Raw genomic sequence first — 18,683 nt, forward strand, 5'->3', positions numbered from 1 at the left:
AGGGAATAAAATGGATACGTCGCAGTATATGTCTATGTTTCTAGAGGAATCAATGGACAACTTGCAAACACTTAATGAATCACTACTTCAGCTTGAGCAAGAACCAGATAACATAGATAAGGTAAATGAAATTTTTAGAGTAGCACATACAATAAAAGGAATGGCAGCTACTATGGGATTTAATGAAGTGGCTGAACTTACTCACAAAATGGAGGATGTATTATCTGAATTTAGGGATGGGCAGCTAAAAGTAAATCAAGATGTAGTTACAGTCTTATTTAAATGTCTGGATACTCTTGAGCAGATGATAAAAAATATAGAAGACGGGGTAGATGAAGAAACTCCTATTCAGGGTATCATTGAAGAATTGGAAAGTATATCTGGTCAAAAAGATGACAGTGAAGCTAAGAAGCCTGAAAAAGAAAATAATGCCCCGGAACAAAATGCTGCAGTGGAATCTCAAGGCAAAGATTCTATGGTAGAATTGAATGAGTATGATATAAATGTAGTTAAACAAGCTGAGGATAAGCAATTTAACGCTTATGAAATAAAAATTAAACTTAGCGAAAGTACTCTTTTGAAATCTGCAAGGGCATTTTTAATATTTAAGGATTTGGAAGCAGTAGGAGAAATAATAAAGTCTATTCCTAGTACAGAGGATATAGAAAATGAAAATTTTGAATTTGAAATATGCCTTGTTTTATTAACTAAAAGTACTTCAGAAGATGTCCATAAACTTTTAATGAACATATCTGAAGTGGAAGAAGTTACTGTGGAAGATGTGGACATCCAGGCGGAAAAAGTAAAGAGAATGGAATCAGATTCAGCTAAAAAAGAAGAAGAGATAAAAGCTAAAACTGAAAAGAAAGCTGCCCAGGAAGTAGTAAAGCCAAAACCAGCGGCAATAGCTCAAAAGAAAAGTAAAAATCCTTCTAAAAAGGAACCCCATAAAAAAATGCATCAGTCTGTAAGAGTTGATCTGGAAAGATTAGATAAATTTATGAATATGGTATCTGAATTGGTTATAAATAGGACAAGGATGGAGCAAATTAGCAGCAGCTATAAGTTAAACGAATTAAATGAAGTTTTAGAGCAGGTGGCAAGGACAACTTCAGATTTACAGGATTTAGTAATGAAGATAAGAATGCTGCCTCTTGATACTGTATTTAACAGATTTCCTAGGATGATAAGGGATTTATCTGTAGAACTCGATAAAGAGATGGAACTTATAATTGAAGGAGCAGATACAGAACTTGACAGAACAGTAATAGATGAAATTGGAGAACCTCTAATTCACTTGCTTAGAAATGCAGCAGATCATGGTGTAGAATCTAAAGAAGAAAGAATTGCAAAAGGAAAAGATCCTGTAGGTAAAATAAAACTTATTGCTTATCAGGAAGGAACTAAAGCTGTAATAAAAGTTGAAGATGATGGAAGTGGAATACCTGTAGATAAGATAAGGGAAAAAGCAGAAAATGCAGGTATAAATACTGAAGGAATGACAGAAGCTGACATAAAGAATCTTATATTCATGCAGGGAATAAGCAGCAATACTGAGGTAACAGATATATCAGGAAGAGGAGTTGGAATGGATGTAGTAAAGACAAAAATATCCTCTCTTGGTGGAACAGTAGAGCTTGTAAGTGAAAAAGACAAGGGATCATCTTTTATAATAAGACTGCCACTTACGCTTCAGATAATTCAAGTACTTCTTGTAGGTGTAGGAAATGAAACCATGGCTATATCTTTAAGCTATGTAGACAGAGTTATAGATTATAAAGATGATTTAGTGAAGGTCACTAATAATAAAGAAGTTATAATATATAATGGAAATGTAATACCACTTATAAGACTTTATGAAAAACTTGGTGTTGAAAAATCAGACAGCAACAAAAATTATATAGTAATAGTTAGGGTAGGAGAAAAAACTGTAGGACTTATGGTAGATTCCTTACTTGGACAGAGAGAAATTGTTATAAAGCCTCTTGGAAAAACACTGAAAAACTTGAAAGAATATATGGGAGCAACCATATTGGGAAATGGACTTGTAACTTTGATATTGGATGTTGCTGCCCTGGTATAAGGAGGAAAATAATGGACTATAAAAACCTTACTCCTATTCAACTTGATGCATTAAGAGAAGTTGGGAATATAGGTACAGGGAATGCAGCTACAGCATTATCTCAACTTATAAATAGAAAAGTTGATATGACAGTACCTGCTATAAATATAGTGCCTTTTGACGACATCTTTACAAATATTGGTGAAGGTGAGGTAGTTATAGGCGTAATAGTTAGAATCTTAGGCGATATACCTGGAAATATACTGTTTATATTTGAAAAGGATACTGCTATGGATCTGATTTCTATGTTAACCGGTCAGAAGGAAGAGGAATTAAGTGATATGGGTAACTCTGTTATATGCGAAATAGGCAATATAATATCTAGTTCCTATATGAACTCTATAGCAAAATTTACTGGACTGCATGTAATACCATCAGTTCCAGCAGCTACTTGTGATATGCTTGGGGCAATACTTTCAACTACATTTATAGAATCAGGACAGTATGATGAGTATGTTCTTGACATAGAAACGCTTTTTATGCAAAATAATTCAGAGTTAAGTGGGCATTTTTACTATATTCCGGTGCCTGGTTCAATGGAAAAAATTTTAAGTGCTTTAGGAATAGGATAAATATTTAGTAGTAAATAATTTGGAGGGAAAAAAATGGCTAAAATATTAATTGTAGATGACGCTGCTTTTATGAGAATGATGATAAAGGATATATTAGAAAAGAACGGATTTGAGGTAGTGGGGGAAGCAAACAACGGATTAAAAGCTGTGGAGTTATATAAAAAGGAAAAACCAGATGTAGTTACAATGGATATAACGATGCCGGATATGGATGGTATTGAAGCTGTTAAGGCAATAAAAGGATTTGATGCAGGTGCAAAAATTATAATGTGCTCTGCAATGGGTCAGCAGACTATGGTTATGGATGCCATAAAAGCTGGAGCTAGAGATTTTATAGTAAAGCCTTTTCAACCGGATAGAGTTTTAGAGGCAATAAATAAAGTAGTAGCTTCTTAGTAATCAATTTACAATTTGCAGTTCACAATGCATAATTTCGGTAGATTTTTCTCCGCTGTGTTGCAAAAAATTTTGAACTGTTCATTGTTAATTGTGAATTGTCACAGATAATCAGAAATTAAAATTTTATGGTTGGTATAAAGGTAACATGGTTTATTACGAAAACTATCAAGTAGAGTTAAATTTATTGTAAACTTTAAATAGCTATGGTAGTATACTCCATATATTTAATTTCTGATTTCGTCTGGTAAACAGAGAATTAAGATTTGAAATTTTATGCAAAGATACTTGTTACATAGTTTGTGTACCTATGCATATGGAGGTGTAAATATGCAAGTTGTTATATTTAGATTAAATAACGAACAATTTGCTGTAGAAACAGCTAAAGTTCAAAGTATAAATAATTCTATGGAAATAACAAAAGTCCCACAGGCACCAGCTTACATAAAAGGACTTATAAATTTGAGGGGAAATGTAATATCTCTCCTGGATATAAATCTCTTGATGGATATTCCCAAAGCTGAGATAAGCGAAAACAGCATACTTATACTGGAAATGGAAGATGAATTAGTGGGAATAACAGTAGATCAGGTAGATGAAGTTTTAGATGTAGAAGAAAATGCTATTGAAAAGATAAATGATGAAGGAAAAAAGGTCTATATAGAGGGAATAATAAATTTTAAAGACAGTATAGTTACTTTAATTGATATAGACAAACTTCTTTCAAATTAGAATTTTCTTAAGAAATGAGGGAAGAGAATGGCAGATGTATTATCACAGAATGAAATAGATGACCTTTTAGCTGCCTTATCTGCTGGAGAACTTACTCCAGATGAAGTACCCAAAGAAGAGGAAAAGCAGAAAGTAAAACCTTATGATTTTAGAAGTCCACAGAAGTTTTCTAAAGATCATATAAGGACTCTTGAACTTATTCATGACAATTATGCCAGAATAATTTCAAATTATTTAACTGCTCAGGTTAGAGCTAATGTAAAAGTAAAAGTGGAATCTGTTCAGCAAATAACTTATGAGGAGTTTATCCATTCTGTACCTAATCCTACTGTTTTAACTATATTTAAAATGCCGCCTTTAAGCGGATCTGTTTTGTTTGAAGTAAATCCTCAGTTTGTATTTCAAATTATAGACTTGCTCTTAGGAGGAAGTGGTAATGGAAAATACAAAGTTAAGGAATTTACTGACATAGACAAAAATATTATAAAAGTTGTAAATGCAGGGCTTATATCAAATTTGAAATTGGCCTGGGAAGATGTAATGCCTATAGAAACAGAAGTGGAAGGACTTGAGACAAATCCTGCACTAAATCAGACGCTTGCACCTAACGATCCTGTTGCACTTATAACTTTTTCAGTGGAGATGGGAAACAGCAGTACTTTTATAAATATATGCATTCCTTATTTGAGTATAGAAAAGGTACTTGATAAATTAGTAGTTCAATACTGGTTTCAGGACAGTGATGAAGATATATTGAATGAGTCCAGAGAAAAGCTTAGAAATAGGTTAGATATAGTTGATGTAGAACTCACTGCCATACTTGGAACTGTAGACGTTACGGTACAAGAATTTTTGAACCTTAATGTTGGAGATGTATTGACTTTAAAGGAAAAAACTACAAGCCCTGTGAAACTAATGGTGGAAGATAAGGTGTATTATTATGGAAAGCCTGGTGTAATAGACAAGAACATGGGCGTTGAGGTATTAGATATTTTAGATAAGGATGTGGAAAATTATGAGTAATGGATTTCTTTCACAGGAAGAAATAGATGCACTTTTAAATGGAGGAGAAAGTACGCCGGATCCACCATCAGAAACAAATTCTCAAGATGCCCCACAGTTGCCAGATATAGAGAAAGATTTACTTGGAGAGATAGGAAACATATCTATGGGATCTGCCTCTACGGCACTTTCTACAATAATAAACCAGCAGGTAAACATAACTACTCCGGTGGTAGTTGTAACTACTCTTAAGGAATTGAAGGATGAATTTGAAGTTCCAAATGTTGCTTTGGAAGTTAAATATACAGAAGGTATAATAGGAGAAAACTTACTGGTAATGAAAATTACAGATGCAGCTGTAATTGCAAGTCTTATGATGGGCGGAGACGGTAAAATAGATCCAGATATTAAAGAATTAGGTGAGATAGAAATAAGTGCAGTATCTGAAGCTATGAACCAGATGATAGGATCTGCTGCTACATCTATGGCTACTATGCTCATGAGGGAGGTAAATATATCTCCTCCTGTGTCTAAAGTGTGGAATGATCTTACAAAACCTCTTACTGAAGGAATAGCTGAAGATGAGACGGTTGTAAAAGTATCATTTTCCCTTAAAATAGGAGAACTAGTAGATAGTAGTATAATGCAGGTATTACCTATAAATACGGCTAAAAAAGTAGTTTCTATAATGATGGGTCAGGAAGAAACTGCACCAGAAGAGCCAGCTCCTAGTGCACCTGAAAATGAGAGCGTTAGTTCCCAGCCTGAGCCTGAACCTGAAATATCTATACAGCAGCCTCAGCCAGCACCAGCGCAGCCTCAAGTGGAGCAGAGGGAACCGGTATACGAGAAACCTATAGAAACAAATGTAAATAGGCAGCCTGTAGAAGTCAGCCGGGCATCTTTTCAGCCTCTTAGTGGATCGCAAGATACAGAAGTTGTTCCTAAAAATATAGATCTTATACTGGATGTGCCTCTTGAAATATCTGTAGTACTTGGAAGGACGAAAAAGAATATTAAAGATATATTGAATTTAGGAACAGGTTCTCTTATAGAGTTGGATAAATTAGCAGAAGAACCTGTGGAGATACTGGTAAATGGTAAGAAAGTAGCTTATGGAGAAGTAGTAGTAATAGATGAAAACTTTGGCGTTAGAATAACGGGAATTGTGAGCAATGAGGAAAAAATTAGATCTTTAGGAAGATAATATCATTATAAGTATGAATAAATTTAGTAATAAGATGCGTATCGTGAAAGCTATACACATCTTATTTTAATTTATAATATAATGAGGTTTATTTGTGCATTAAAGTGGAAACATATAGGGACTTTTTATTTAAAATAAGCAATTTATCTTCAATTCAAAGTATAAATATTGAATATATGTACTCGATAATGTTACTAGTAAAGAAAAATGATATTTGAAGTAGTTATGGTTAGGGGTGTATTTTTATGAAAATAAATGGAATCAATTCCAGTAAGTTGGTGAGCTTTTATAATAGGAATAATGTAGAGAAAAGTTTAAAGAGTGAATCAAACAGCAAGGATTCCATTCACATATCATCTATAGGAAAGAGTCTCAGCCCTTATTCTCTAGATGATAAATTTGTAAATTCTAAAGAGAGAGTAGAGAGTATAAAAAAGTCCATAGCAAATGGAACTTATAAAGTAGATTCTAAGCTTGTGGCACAAAAAATTATAGATAATATAAAGGGTAAAATATAGTATTTTCATATACCCGGGAGGTGATATAGTTGGGACTGCAGCTGTCTGAGATTATGTTAGAAGAATATGAAATGCTTAAATCACTTTACGAAGCTTTAATTGAACAAAATAAATATCTTATAGAAAGACAAGTATTTTTACTAGATAAAATAGTGAAAGTCATAGAAAAAAGAAGCAGAAATGTAGCAAGGCTGGAAGTTCAGAGAAGAAAGATAACTGGAGACAGGCCTATGAGGGAGATTATAAGAGAATCAGGAGATAAAAAATTAGAAAAAGTATATTTAGATATAGTGAACTTGCTTGAAAAGATGAAATTTCAAAAAGATACAAATGAAGCCCTTGTAAAACAGTGGCTTGGTTTTGCAAATCAGATGCTTAGGGCATTGAACCCAAATAGACAAGCAAAAACCTATAATGCTTTTGGGAGAAACAGATAAATAAAAAATAAGGAGTTGAATTAAATGCCTGGGTTATTTTCAATATTTAATACAGCAAAAAGTGGACTTTTTTCCCAGCAAACTGCTATAAATGTAACATCTCACAATATAGCGAATTCTAACACAGATGGATATTCAGTCCAGAGGGCAGATATGGTAACCACAACGCCATATACTATGCCAAGTATGGACAATGCGGCTGGGGCAGGACAGATTGGTACAGGAGTAACTGTAGACTCCATTGAGAGGATAAGAGACAGTTTTTTGGACTATCAAATAAGAGTAGAAAAAGGGGTTAATGGACAGTATAAAGCCCGTGATAAATACTTGAGTCAGGTAGAAAATGTACTGGGAACAGATACTGCATCAACAGGCAGCGGAATATCCGCACTTGTACAGAAATTTTTTAGTTCTTGGCAGTCACTGTCTACATCATCTCAGAACGTAAGTACAGTGAAAGAGCAGGCCTATCAACTTACCAATGAATTAAACCATACTTATTCACAGATTTCAAATATAAAAACCAATACTAATACAGAGATAAAAAATGTGGTAGTAAATGTAAACAGCATATTAGGAAAGATATCTAAGTTGAATCAGCAGATAAAAGACATAAAAATATCAGGACAAAATCCAAATGATCTTTTAGACAGTAGGGATTTACTTTTAGATCAGCTCAGCAGTGAATTTGGAATAAGTATTACTAATAAAGATTATGATGGAATTGATGTGACTACTTCAAATAGTGCTTCTATTGAAGGAGATAATGGTTCTGCACCATTGCTAAATGGGAAGTCCCTTAATATAGTTCAATCTGATAAACCGGATAATGTAGCTACATTTTCTTATATAACTAGTATATGCAATGCAGTTGATATCAAAGTTGGAAGCAAGAATAAATGTTTAGGAACTGATGGTAATAATTATACTATAGATAGCAGCGGTAAATTATATGATAGTAGTGGCGTTAATCAAGTTAACACTGATATATATGGAAATACTGTAGCTGTTACTGTAAATAGTAACGGAGAAATTGTAGATGCTAGCAATAATAAATATAGCATAAGCAGCGGTAAGCTACAGATGATAAATCCAAGTTCTACTAATACTTTTACTGTACAGAAGTTATCTACATATGAAGTAGATTATTGTAAAAAGGGAGATACCCTTACATCTACTAATGAAGTAAAAATATATGTAAATATGACATCAGACCAGGAAAAACAACTGGATGAAAACAGAGTACTCTGGTGTGATAATGATGGAACTGCCTATGAAGTAGATGGTAGTGGAAATGTAGCAGTAGATGTTAATAGCAATGCAATTACATTAGATGGCAGTGCAAATGCTACTTCCACAAATCCTATAGATTTTAGTCAGCTTGCAATTTTTAAACCTCCAACAGGTGAACTTAAAGGTTATACATCAGTGCAGAATAACATAGATGATTATCAAGATGAACTCAATAAATTTGCAAAGGGACTGGCACTTTCCGTAAATGCGATAATAAGCCAGAGCAGTACCTGGGTAGCAGACAATCCTACAGGTGGATCTGCAGAAGGTGGAATAAATAACTTCTTTGTAAATGCAGATCAAAAAGATTCATCTAAATATTCAGAAGTAGATGAAAACAATATAACAGCAGCCAATATAACGGTGAATGTGGCAATAATGAATGACCCATCTAAAATAAAGGTGGATACTAAATATGATTCAAAGGGAAAATCCTTAAGCACTAGTACTGATGGAAATAGGGCGGTAGCTGTAGCACAGCTTGCCAATAGTCTTATGAATATTAGAAGCATAACTACTGATAGTGATAGAAGTGATTTATTAAAGGACATATTTACATCAAATAGTAATATAAACAATGTATACTCTGTGGGACAAGTGAATGGAGGATCCACTTTAGATAACTATTTTAATGACTTGGTAAATAAGGTCGGTAGTCATGAACAGGAAGCCAAACAAGCAGTAGACACTGAATCTGTCCAGCTTCAAAGCTACACACAGTCTAGAGAATCAAACTCTGGAGTTTCAATTGATGAAGAAATGACAAATCTTATTCAATTTCAACACAGTTATCAGGCAAATGCAAAGATGATATCCACAGTGGATGAACTTTTGGATGTAGTTATAAACCAACTTAAGAGATAGGATGTGATTGAGTTTTGAGAATAACAAATAAAACGCTGTCAAATAATTTCTTGGCAGATATGCAGAGAAATATTTCAAATTTAAATAAAATTCAGCAGCAGGTATCTTCTACAAAGAATTTTTCAAGACCTTCTGATGATCCAATAAATGTTGAAAGAGCTATGCAGCTTCAAAGTTCTGTAAATTATACCACTCAGTATGGTTCAAATATAAAAACTGCAAATACATGGATGCAAACTACAGATACTACTTTAGGCCAAATAGGAACTGTACTTAGTAATATAAGAAACAATTTAGAGCAAGCAGGCGGAGTTTATACACAAGATGAAAAAGATAAAATTAATGATGCAGTAAGTCAGGAAGTACAGCAGATTGCCACATTGCTTAATACAAACTTTGAAGGAGAATATATATTTGGAGGAACCGCAGGACTTTCAAAGCCAATAACTACAACTACTGATGCTAATGGAATTGTGACGTTAGAGTATGCTGATAAGGATGGGAATGCCGTAAATAATATTCCGTCAGTGGTATCTAGTGGATTTGATGTTAGTAATTGGATTAGCGCAGGTAAAAGCATAACTTTTTCTGATGGAACCAATACATTGACTGTAAATCCTTCAGGTTCAAGTATAGATGAAGTAATTAAAAATTTAAATTCTGGAATACAAGGTGATCCCAATTTTAAAGATAAAATTAATGTAGTAAAAACCAATGATGGAAATGTAAAATTTATAGCTGTAAATAGTGTTGTAAATAGTAATGATAATATAAAAATAGCTGCTTCAGGTATATCTGACCTGTCATCTGCAGTTGGAAAGCAATTTTCCAATATGACTATGGAAAACATAGGAGCAGATAAAAATATAGAAATTTCCCAAGGAGTAGTGTTATCATATAATGCTACAGCATCAGATATAATGCAATATGGAAGTGACTATAATACAACTTCTGGAGATAGCATAAATGCACTTATGAACAGAATACAACATCATTTAGCAGGACAAGTTTTATCTGATACAGATAGCAGTAATAATCCAGTAACTAGTAGTACATTAGGTGCCATATTAGTTACAGAAAAAAATGCAGATGGAACTACAACGAGTAAATATTGCGTATGGAAAAATGATGAAGACGCTGCAAAGAAAGAATTGATGGGACAGGATCTTACAGATATAGATGCAGCTTCAAAAAAAGACCTTCAGGTTCGTTCAAAGATAGGTGCAAAAGAAAAGAGAATGAGTGACTTGAGTACCCAAAACGAAGCTTCAGTAACGAATTTGAAAGAAGTGCTTTCAAAAACAGAGGATATAGATGTTACAGAGAAAACCATAGAATATTATACTTGTATTACGGTTTACCAGGCGTGTCTCCAAACCGGTGGAAAAGTAATGCAGCCTACACTTTTGGATTATATTAAATAGGAGTTGAAAGTTGAGAACTGATAGAGGATAGTTATATTATTAAAAACTTTGTACCCAGTTCTTTCCAAGACAGGTGCAAAAGAACGAAGAGTCATAGATTTAGAATACTTAACTTTCAACTCTCCATTCTCAACTAAAAAGGGAGATAAAAATGAAATTAAACACAAAATATCATGGAGTACTAAACTATGAAAAAGAAGATATAATAATGTTTAAAAAAGGCATTCCCGGTTTTGAAAATTTGAAGAAATTTATATTGGTTCCTGCAGAGGAAAATAATTTATTTTATATACTTCACTCTATTGAAGATATTAATATTGGAATTGTGGTAGTTTCACCTTTTAATGTATTAAAAAGCTATGAATTTGATTTAAATGAAATTAAAATATCTGAGCTTAATATAAAAAGCAATAAAGATATTATTGTAGTAAATACAGTTAACTTAAGTTCTAAACTAGAGAATATAACAGTTAATTTGAAAGCTCCCATAATAATAAATAAGAATGAAAATATTGGGGAACAATTAATACTAGAGGTTGATTATCCAATAAAATACCCACTTTTTAAGGGGGAGTTTTAATTGTTAGTTATAAGTAGAAAAAAGGGAGAGTCACTGCTTTTAGGAGAAGATATAGAAATAACTGTTGTAAAAGTAGAAGAGGGAACTGTTAAACTTTCTATATCTGCACCTAGAAATATAAAAATACTTAGAAAAGAACTTTACAAGGAAATAGAAGAAGAAAATAAAAATGCGGCAGCTTCAGATATAAGCATATTGAAAAAATTGAAAAAATAAATTTATTACAGAAATATTAGAGGGGTGTTTAGCATGGAAGTTAAAGATGTAGGTCAAGGAAGACAGCTATCTTTAAGTTTTAATACATCTAGTGACGTTTCACAAACTCAGCAAAGTACAGATGCAGTTAACAAAACTGCTAGTAAAGATCTGAATGAAAAGAGTTTAACACATAAGGATGTAAAAAAAGCTGTAGATAAAGTAAACAAGTTAATGGAGGATAAATCTACTCATTTGAAATATGAAGTATGCGGTAAATTTAATGATGTTACAATACAAATAATAGATGATAAAACTGATGAAGTTATAAAAGAAATACCACCTAAAAAAATAATAGAGATGGTAGATAAACTTTGTGAATTGGCAGGATTTTTTTTGGACAAAAAAGTTTAAAGCATTGATATTATTCTAGGGGGGATTTTAATGGAATTTAGATTAAATAAAATAGACCCGGAAGTTCAGCGCAGAGTAAAGGAAACTACAAGTGCAGGAAAAGTTCATAATAAGTCAGGAATCTTCATAAATAAGGACTATAAGGACAAGAAACATAACGGCCAGGGAGATTTTAAGTCAGAACTCACTAAGTACAAACAGGGAAAAAATAAAAAACGCATTTTTGTAGAAGCAAATAAAGTGGAAAGAGTTGAAATAAAAGCCTTTAAAGAGGAAAAGGAAAACCTTTCAATAGATAACGAAATAGGAAACATTCTAGATGTGAAGAAATAATTAATAGTTAAGAATTAATAATTAAGAGTTAATAGTTAATAAGGATTTTTCAACGAAAAATCAACTGTAATTATTAATTATACATTATTAATTCTTAATACAATAAAGGGAGGTTTATTGTATGTATGCAGGTAATGCTTATCAAACATATAAAAGTAACAGCATAAATTATGCCTCAAAGGAGCAGCTCCTTTTGATGCTGGTAGATGGAGCGGTGAAATTTGCTAAAGTAGCAAGACAGGCAATGCTGGACAACGATATAAAAAAGGCCCATGAAAATATAATCAAGACACAGAATATATTTAATGAACTTATGATATCTTTAGATGTTTCTAAGTCAGGAAAATGGGGACAATCTCTTATGAGTGTATATGATTTTATAGTTAGAAGGTTAGTAGACGCAAATATGAAAAAAGATGTAAAAATAATGGATGAGGTAATTCCATTAATAGAAGATGTTAGAGATACTTGGGAAGGAGCCTATAAGGCTTCTAAAATACAAAAATAAAATGATAATTGTGAATTGAATAAGGGGAGGTAATGAATATGAGTGATGTAAGTTCAGTAACATCCGGTACAACTGGTGCCGGTGGCGGTAATATGATTAGATTAACAGGTCTAGCTTCAGGTCTTGATGTAGATGCACTAGTAAAAAAAATGATGGCTGCAGACCAAGCAAAACTTGATAAAGCAAAGCAAGATCAACAGACTACTGAGTGGAAACAAGAGGCATATCAGGATATTATTAAGAATATAAAAGATTTACAAAGTTCATTTTTTGATTCATCTAGTTCAGATAATGATATTTTATCAGCAACGAATTTTGCACCGTTTACTGTAGGAGGTGCTGATGGCTCATCTACAGTAGATACGTCAGTAGCAACTTTTACTCCAGGGGTAGGAGCAAAGACAGGCAAATATTCAATATCAGTTAAACAATTGGCCAAAGGTGCAGGAGTAGGCAATACAGTAACAACATTACCTACAGCAACGCCTGCTTCAGCTAAAGCTGCGCTTTCTACAAAACTGACGGATATAAATTCATCATTAAGTGGATCAATTAAATTAGCATTAAACGCTAATGGTGCGACTAGTGATGTTAATGTTACTTTGGATAATACATCTGGTAATGCTACACTAGGAGATCTTATTAACGCCATAAATAACCAAGGGAGTGGAAGTGTAAAGGCAACCTATAGTGAACTTACAGGTCAATTTAATTTAAATAGTACAAAAACTGGTAGTGATACAAGTTTATCAATAAAAAGTGGAAGTACAGCATCACTTTCTACTATACTTGGATTTTCTGCAGCAAATAGTGGTGGGGTAACTACTGCTAATTGGACAGTTTCAAGTACATCTACTGATACTGCTACTGGAACAATTCAAAAAGGTCAAAATGCAGATGTAATAATTACTCCACCAGGTGGAAGTGGTGTTGAAGTTACGGATAAGACAAGTAATAATTTCACCATAGATGGAATGACTTATACATTATCAAGTGAGGGGACTGATAGCACACATCCTGTTACTGCATCGGTAACTATTGGACAAGATACTCAAAAGGTATATGATAAGATTAAATCGTTTATTGATAAATATAATGCTATAGTAGATGAAATTCAAACAAAACTTACTGAAAAACCAAATTCAGATTACAAGCCTTTAACAGATGCACAAAAAGCTGAAATGAGTTCCACGCAAATTACAGCTTGGGAAACTAAAGCTAAAGTAGGTATTCTTAGGAATGATGACAATCTTCAAAACTTGCTTGATAATTTAACAACTGCATTTACAACAGCCGTAAATAATACTGGACTTTCAATGGGAAGGTACGGCGGTAATAGTATAGGAATAGATACATCTCAAGATTATACAACACCAGATCATATTGATATAGCAGATCCAACAGCGTTAAAAATAGCTATATCAACTAATTGCGATCAAATATTAAAAATATTTACTAATGTATCAGCTGCACCGGCTCCTATTGCAGCTGATGGTAGTACAAAATATGATAGTAGTACACAAGAGTATCAGGAAGATGGAGTTTTTACTAGAATTAATACTATACTTCAAAAAAATGTAGGATTTACAAATACAACTTTAAATACTGCTATATTAACTTCTTTTGCAAATAAACAATATGACTTTACAATAACAGGAACTGGCGGCAAAAATACACTTCCAGACCAGCTATATGAGGAGCAGCTTAATATAAAAAAGATTACAGATCAAATGAGCACAGACCAAGAAAAATATTATAAACAATTCTCCGACCTTGAAACCGTTATGAACCAATTAAATTCACAGCAGTCACAATTGTCTTCTATGCTTGGAAACTGATAGGAAAATTGAAATGGGGAATAAATGATGAAGCTAGATTTAGAAAGAGATATGGAAAATTTAAGGGACGTCACATGTGAGCTTATTGATAAACTTCAGAAGAATGATTATGATGCGTTAGAAAATCTAATGGATGAGAGGCAAAAATTACTAGATAATTTAGAAAAACTGCATTGTACAAAAGAGCGGTATCGTGATGCAATTGATCAATTTCAAGTAATTACTTTTCAGCAGAAACTATCAAAAATAATGGCTGAGAAGAAACATAAGCTGAGAGAAAAAATTGATGATATATCTAGAAGGAAAAGTTTAACAAAAGGCTATAATAAGCATATAGGTGCTAGTATATTTAGTAAAAAAATTTGATGATATTATTTATATAAAATAAATAAAAAGTCAAAAAAAGTAGTAAAGTAAATAAAAATAGCAACGATAAAATAAATAACAAAGGGCAAGGATGCCCATTAAAATTCAAGGAGGAATTTATTATGATAATTAATCACAACTTACAAGCCAATAATGCTATAAGGAACATGAACATCAATTCAAACAATGCAAGCAAATCAATGCAAAAACTTTCATCAGGTCTTAGAATCAACAGTGCAGCAGATGATGCAGCAGGACTAGCTATATCTGAAAAAATGAGAGGCCAGATAAATGGTCTTGATCAAGCAGCTTCTAACTCACAAGATGCGATATCAATGGTTCAAACAGCTGAAGGTGCTTTAAATGAGACAACTTCAATCCTTCAAAGAATGAGACAACTTGCTAATCAGGCAGCAAACGGCACTAATGTTACTGTTGATAGACAATCCATACAGACAGAAATGAATCAATTGACATCAGAAGTTAACAGAATTGGTAATACTACAGAATTCAATACTCAGTCACTTTTAAAAGGTGATGGTTCTGTTAAGGTTGCTGGTTCAGGTTTAACTACTGGAGTTGGCAATTTAGCTGGTGGTGTAGATTCTACAAAGACATTAGCAACTCAGACAAATACAATTACTACTGCTGCAGTAGCAGGTGATACTTATACTGTTACTCTTAACGGACAGGCACTTACAGTTACTTTCGCAGCATCAAATGCTGGTGGACAGGCAGCTCAAGCTGTTTATAATCTAACTGGCACATCTGCAACTGTTAATTTGGCAGGTGTTACTGATGCTACTACTGATAGTGCTACTGAGTTAAGATCATCTATTCAAGATATGATTGATAATAACTCAGTTTTGAAAGGAAATTATGTAGTAAGTGGCAATGGTTCCAATGTTACTATTACAGCAGTAACTGGAGGAACGTTTGATGGTGCAGCAGGAACAATTGGTGCTTCAACTCAGACTGGTACTATTGCAGGAGTAGCTGCAGCAAACACAGGAACAACTACTACGGGAACAGCAGCAAGTGCTACGATTACAATAGGTGGTACTTATTCAGCTTATATTGGAACTGGTATGACAATTGATAATCAACAAATTGAATTCTATGATGGTACTAAAGGTGCTTATACTGGTTCTGCAATTGGTGTTGATTTAGCAGGAACTTCAACAGCAGATGATATTTCTAAAGCAATAATTGCACAAGCTGGACCAAAGCTTACGGGTGTTACACTTGCTACAGGTGGTGCTGCTGGAAAGGTTACTATTTCAGCTGCAAATCCAGGTGTTGCAGGAGATCAAATAAAAGTACAGGATGGAAGTGTTCAGCAAAAATTTGTAACTACAATGCAGGTAGGAGCAAATATGGGACAGACATTCCAAATATCTATAGCAGATATGAGGTCAAATGCCCTTGGAATTGCTGGTACAGCTGGTGCATCTGTTGCAGGAGTTGCAGGTGCAAAATTTACATCAACAAATGTTGTCACAGATGGAACAAGTGCTACATTAAGAGAAGCATCTCTTGATGTATCAAGTACTGATACTGCTACAGCTGCCCTTAAAGTATTAGATAATGCTACAGCTGCAGTTTCCGCTCAGAGATCAGAGCTTGGTGCTTATCAAAATAGACTTGAACACACTATAGCAAACCTTGGAACATCTTCAGAAAACTTAACATCAGCAGAGTCAAGAATTAGAGATGTTGATATGGCAAAAGAAATGTCAGCATATTCAAAGAACAATATTTTATCTCAAGCAGCTCAGGCTATGCTTGCTCAAGCTAATCAACAGCCACAACAGGTTCTTCAGTTATTGAGATAAACAGTTAACCTAATTTAGTTACAAGTAAATTAATTACTATTAATAAGGGTGGAGTTTGTATTCCACTCTTATTTAATACAGAATATTAATTTTTTAGAAAGTTAAAGTATTTAATTCTGTAAAAAATTAATATCAAAACTGCAAGAGGGGTTGAAATTATGAAAATTACAGCATGTTTAATAACAAAAAATGAAGAAAAAAATATTAAAAGATGTATTGATAGTTTTAAAGAAGTTGTAGACCAAATAATTGTCGTAGATACTGGCTCCACCGATAATACAATTAGCATAGCAAAAGAGTATGGTGCTGAAATATACAATTATGTTTGGAAGGATGATTTTTCTCAACCCAGGAATTTAGCTCTTTCTAGAGCAAAAGGCGACTGGATAATATTTTTGGATGCGGATGAGTACTTTTATGGAGACACTAGTAAAAATATACTTAAGATTATTAAAGGTATCGATAACAGCAAAAACATAATTGGAATATATTGTCCCCGAATAAATATTGACACTGTAAAAAATATTAAGGTTACGGATTATATGGTGAGAATATTTAGAAATAAGGAATCTATGAGATACCTGGGCAGGATTCATGAAAATGTATATGATAATGGAAAAAAGATAGATTGCTTTACTGTAGATAAAAAAGATATAACCATTTATCATACAGGTTATTCTTCTGAAATTCTTAAAAGTAAATATGAAAGAAATTTATTCTTATTACAAAAAGATGTAGACGAAGGAAAAGAAACAGCCCAAACTTATTTTTATTTTGGTGACTGCTATTTTTCACTTGAAAATTATGAACTGGCGATAAAATATATGAAAATGTATATTGATAGTGGTGAAGAAAATGGGGGATATAATACAAAACCGTATTATATAACCATAGCTTCAATGATGATGTTGAATTCACCTTATGAGTCTGTAAGAAAGGTAATTGATGAAGCCATAGCAAAAAAACCTAGTTATCCTGAGTTCTATAGACTTTGGGCATCTTTAGAACATGTTTATGGAAGTTATGATAAATCATTAGAACTTTATAAAAAAGCATTTGAACTTAATGAAAATTACAATGATATAGAACACAATAATTTTGAGGCCAATGTATATAATGCCTATTATAATATGGGAAGGCTTTATGAGCTTGAAAATGATAACATCAACGCACTTGAGCATCAGGTTAAGTCGTTACAGCAAAATAAATATTTTGATGGGGCATTTCAATGTTTGTTAGGATTAATAAAAAACGAGAATTATTCTGATATAATTTTATTTATTAACAGTATTTATGATATTGATAATGAAAAAGATATTGAATTTTTGGTTAACCAAACAGCAAAAGTTAAATTAGGAAAAGTGCTTTATTATTATGAAAACATAAGGTTAAATAAATTTAAAAAAGAAGATAATAAAATAATGTTTACCTTATACTCAAACGAAAATTATGAAGAAGCGTATAAATATTTTTCTAAGTGCTATTTTGATGAGTGGAGTTATACCTGGGTACAGTTTTCAGTGCTGTCTGCACTGTTGAGTAAAGATGTTAAATTAGTAGAAGAAATAAAAAATTATGTAAAGCCATCTTTTAAAAGAATCATCGAAGGGTACTTTGAAAATAGAAATGTAAAATTTATTAAAGAAGATAAGGCTGATTATTTAAAATTGCTGAAAGAAATAGTATTAGTTAAAGGAAATTCAATCGAATTAAAGAAGTTTATTGAATTAAAAAATAATTTTGAGGAAAATGTATCCTCCAGTATAGGAAATATATTGTTTGAATGCAAACAGTATATTGAAGCTGTGAATAACTATAATGACTCGCTGAAGGATGCAGGTATATATTACGGAATGGCATGTAAATGTATCGGAGTATGTTATTTTAAAATGAAGAATTATGAAACGAGCATGGAATATATGCAAAAGGCTGTAGAAAAAGAATATAAACCTAAAGAAGTAAAACAATATTTGATCTGGCTGGAGAAAAAGGTAACTGATCAAAAATTAAAAATAGAAGCAAAAGAATTGCTTAATAATTTTTAGAG

Annotated in this window: 19 protein-coding genes; all 19 read left to right on the plus strand. The window is 32.8% G+C overall.

Features of this window, described 5'->3' with window-relative positions; genetic code table 11:
* Positions 1–10 precede the first annotated feature (10 nt).
* Positions 11–2,083: a chemotaxis protein CheA gene (locus WY13_RS16955; RefSeq protein ID WP_063556771.1), complete on the plus strand. Its 2,073-nt coding sequence runs from the start codon at positions 11–13 to the stop codon at positions 2,081–2,083.
* Positions 2,084–2,094: 11 nt separating this feature from the next.
* Positions 2,095–2,694, plus strand: a complete 600-nt coding sequence (locus WY13_RS16960; protein WP_063556772.1) for a chemotaxis protein CheC — start codon at positions 2,095–2,097, stop codon at positions 2,692–2,694.
* 33 nt (positions 2,695–2,727) lie between these two features.
* Positions 2,728–3,090 (plus strand): response regulator, encoded by a 363-nt coding sequence (locus WY13_RS16965; protein ID WP_013237610.1) that lies wholly within the window; start codon positions 2,728–2,730, stop codon positions 3,088–3,090.
* A 330-nt stretch (positions 3,091–3,420) separates the two neighbouring features.
* Complete coding sequence (locus WY13_RS16970) at positions 3,421–3,822, plus strand: chemotaxis protein CheW (protein ID WP_013237611.1); 402 nt, start codon at positions 3,421–3,423, stop codon at positions 3,820–3,822.
* 27 nt (positions 3,823–3,849) lie between these two features.
* Entirely contained in the window at positions 3,850–4,845 is a 996-nt protein-coding gene (gene fliM / locus WY13_RS16975; protein WP_063556773.1) for a flagellar motor switch protein FliM, read from the plus strand.
* A complete protein-coding gene (gene fliY, locus WY13_RS16980; protein WP_063556774.1) occupies positions 4,838–6,031 on the plus strand; it encodes a flagellar motor switch phosphatase FliY in 1,194 nt (397 codons plus the stop codon). The genes fliM and fliY overlap by 8 nt, the downstream gene beginning before the upstream one ends.
* A gap of 245 nt (positions 6,032–6,276) precedes the next feature.
* The gene (gene flgM, locus WY13_RS16985) at positions 6,277–6,549 is read left to right on the plus strand and encodes a flagellar biosynthesis anti-sigma factor FlgM (RefSeq protein WP_063556775.1); all 273 of its coding nucleotides are present in this window, start codon (positions 6,277–6,279) and stop codon (positions 6,547–6,549) included.
* Positions 6,550–6,578: 29 nt separating this feature from the next.
* Entirely contained in the window at positions 6,579–6,986 is a 408-nt protein-coding gene (gene flgN / locus WY13_RS16990; protein ID WP_082848551.1) for a flagellar export chaperone FlgN, read from the plus strand.
* A gap of 24 nt (positions 6,987–7,010) precedes the next feature.
* Positions 7,011–9,143: a flagellar hook-associated protein FlgK gene (flgK, locus tag WY13_RS16995; protein ID WP_082848552.1), complete on the plus strand. Its 2,133-nt coding sequence runs from the start codon at positions 7,011–7,013 to the stop codon at positions 9,141–9,143.
* A 14-nt stretch (positions 9,144–9,157) separates the two neighbouring features.
* Positions 9,158–10,567, plus strand: coding sequence for a flagellar hook-associated protein FlgL (flgL, locus tag WY13_RS17000; RefSeq protein WP_063556776.1), 1,410 nt, complete (start codon positions 9,158–9,160; stop codon positions 10,565–10,567).
* Between the two features lie 151 nt (positions 10,568–10,718).
* Positions 10,719–11,147 (plus strand): flagellar assembly protein FliW, encoded by a 429-nt coding sequence (gene fliW / locus WY13_RS17005; RefSeq protein WP_063556777.1) that lies wholly within the window; start codon positions 10,719–10,721, stop codon positions 11,145–11,147.
* Positions 11,148–11,363, plus strand: coding sequence for a carbon storage regulator CsrA (gene csrA, locus WY13_RS17010; protein WP_063556778.1), 216 nt, complete (start codon positions 11,148–11,150; stop codon positions 11,361–11,363).
* A gap of 33 nt (positions 11,364–11,396) precedes the next feature.
* Positions 11,397–11,756, plus strand: coding sequence for a flagellar protein FlaG (locus tag WY13_RS17015; RefSeq protein WP_063556779.1), 360 nt, complete (start codon positions 11,397–11,399; stop codon positions 11,754–11,756).
* A 30-nt stretch (positions 11,757–11,786) separates the two neighbouring features.
* Positions 11,787–12,089 (plus strand): hypothetical protein, encoded by a 303-nt coding sequence (locus tag WY13_RS17020; RefSeq protein ID WP_063556780.1) that lies wholly within the window; start codon positions 11,787–11,789, stop codon positions 12,087–12,089.
* A 121-nt stretch (positions 12,090–12,210) separates the two neighbouring features.
* A complete protein-coding gene (gene fliS, locus WY13_RS17025; protein WP_063556781.1) occupies positions 12,211–12,597 on the plus strand; it encodes a flagellar export chaperone FliS in 387 nt (128 codons plus the stop codon).
* Between the two features lie 38 nt (positions 12,598–12,635).
* Positions 12,636–14,435: a flagellar filament capping protein FliD gene (fliD, locus tag WY13_RS17030; protein ID WP_063556782.1), complete on the plus strand. Its 1,800-nt coding sequence runs from the start codon at positions 12,636–12,638 to the stop codon at positions 14,433–14,435.
* A gap of 27 nt (positions 14,436–14,462) precedes the next feature.
* Positions 14,463–14,801, plus strand: a complete 339-nt coding sequence (locus WY13_RS17035) for a flagellar protein FliT (protein ID WP_063556783.1) — start codon at positions 14,463–14,465, stop codon at positions 14,799–14,801.
* Positions 14,802–14,923: 122 nt separating this feature from the next.
* Complete coding sequence (locus WY13_RS17040) at positions 14,924–16,636, plus strand: flagellin (RefSeq protein WP_063556784.1); 1,713 nt, start codon at positions 14,924–14,926, stop codon at positions 16,634–16,636.
* A gap of 158 nt (positions 16,637–16,794) precedes the next feature.
* Positions 16,795–18,681 carry a glycosyltransferase gene (locus WY13_RS17045; RefSeq protein WP_063556785.1) on the plus strand — a complete coding sequence of 629 codons (1,887 nt, stop codon included), beginning with the start codon at positions 16,795–16,797 and terminating at the stop codon, positions 18,679–18,681.
* Positions 18,682–18,683: the final 2 nt, after the last annotated feature.

It is taken from the genome of Clostridium ljungdahlii (assembly GCF_001636845.1).
Lineage (GTDB): Bacteria > Bacillota > Clostridia > Clostridiales > Clostridiaceae > Clostridium_B > Clostridium_B ljungdahlii_A.

What these genes read in the sequence shown, in the direction of transcription:
- WY13_RS16955 (WP_063556771.1), top strand. Translation starts at nt 11, where the DNA reads ATGGATACGTCGCAGTATATGTCTATGTTTCTAGAGGAATCAATGGAC.
- WY13_RS16960 (WP_063556772.1), top strand. Translation starts at nt 2,095, where the DNA reads ATGGACTATAAAAACCTTACTCCTATTCAACTTGATGCATTAAGAGAA.
- WY13_RS16965 (WP_013237610.1), top strand. Translation starts at nt 2,728, where the DNA reads ATGGCTAAAATATTAATTGTAGATGACGCTGCTTTTATGAGAATGATG.
- WY13_RS16970 (WP_013237611.1), top strand. Translation starts at nt 3,421, where the DNA reads ATGCAAGTTGTTATATTTAGATTAAATAACGAACAATTTGCTGTAGAA.
- fliM (WP_063556773.1), top strand. Translation starts at nt 3,850, where the DNA reads ATGGCAGATGTATTATCACAGAATGAAATAGATGACCTTTTAGCTGCC.
- fliY (WP_063556774.1), top strand. Translation starts at nt 4,838, where the DNA reads ATGAGTAATGGATTTCTTTCACAGGAAGAAATAGATGCACTTTTAAAT.
- flgM (WP_063556775.1), top strand. Translation starts at nt 6,277, where the DNA reads ATGAAAATAAATGGAATCAATTCCAGTAAGTTGGTGAGCTTTTATAAT.
- flgK (WP_082848552.1), top strand. Translation starts at nt 7,011, where the DNA reads ATGCCTGGGTTATTTTCAATATTTAATACAGCAAAAAGTGGACTTTTT.
- fliW (WP_063556777.1), top strand. Translation starts at nt 10,719, where the DNA reads ATGAAATTAAACACAAAATATCATGGAGTACTAAACTATGAAAAAGAA.
- WY13_RS17015 (WP_063556779.1), top strand. Translation starts at nt 11,397, where the DNA reads ATGGAAGTTAAAGATGTAGGTCAAGGAAGACAGCTATCTTTAAGTTTT.
- WY13_RS17020 (WP_063556780.1), top strand. Translation starts at nt 11,787, where the DNA reads ATGGAATTTAGATTAAATAAAATAGACCCGGAAGTTCAGCGCAGAGTA.
- fliS (WP_063556781.1), top strand. Translation starts at nt 12,211, where the DNA reads ATGTATGCAGGTAATGCTTATCAAACATATAAAAGTAACAGCATAAAT.
- fliD (WP_063556782.1), top strand. Translation starts at nt 12,636, where the DNA reads ATGAGTGATGTAAGTTCAGTAACATCCGGTACAACTGGTGCCGGTGGC.
- WY13_RS17035 (WP_063556783.1), top strand. Translation starts at nt 14,463, where the DNA reads ATGAAGCTAGATTTAGAAAGAGATATGGAAAATTTAAGGGACGTCACA.
- WY13_RS17040 (WP_063556784.1), top strand. Translation starts at nt 14,924, where the DNA reads ATGATAATTAATCACAACTTACAAGCCAATAATGCTATAAGGAACATG.
- WY13_RS17045 (WP_063556785.1), top strand. Translation starts at nt 16,795, where the DNA reads ATGAAAATTACAGCATGTTTAATAACAAAAAATGAAGAAAAAAATATT.